The sequence below is a fragment of the Vreelandella alkaliphila genome, assembly GCF_016107625.1.
GTDB lineage: Bacteria > Pseudomonadota > Gammaproteobacteria > Pseudomonadales > Halomonadaceae > Vreelandella > Vreelandella alkaliphila.
In genome coordinates, this window is record NZ_JABASV010000047.1 from 1 (window position 1) to 331 (window position 331).

Consider the following 331-nt stretch of genomic DNA (forward strand, 5'->3'; position numbering starts at 1 on the left):
GACCGGACGAGACTCGAACTCGCGACCTCCGGCGTGACAGGCCGGCATTCTAACCGACTGAACTACCGGTCCACTTTAAGTCACTTATTTCTAACCATGAAACTAGCTATTTAAAAGCGGTTCAGAGGCGCTTAAAAACATTCAGCTAAATGGTGGGTGGTACTGGGTTCGAACCAGTGACCCCCAGCTTGTAAGGCTGGTGCTCTCCCAACTGAGCTAACCACCCAAGGCATTTAAAGCAATAATGCTTAAATGGTGCAACTTGATAAGTTATCGTGGCGGACCGGACGAGACTCGAACTCGCGACCTCCGGCGTGACAGGCCGGCATTC

1 tRNA gene is annotated in these 331 nt (G+C 51.7%); it reads right to left on the reverse strand.

The features are described 5' to 3' along the window. Window positions 1-150: 150 nt before the first annotated feature. A tRNA-Val gene (locus JFC11_RS18910) sits at window positions 151-226 on the reverse strand. Between the last annotated feature and the right edge of the window lie 105 nt (window positions 227-331).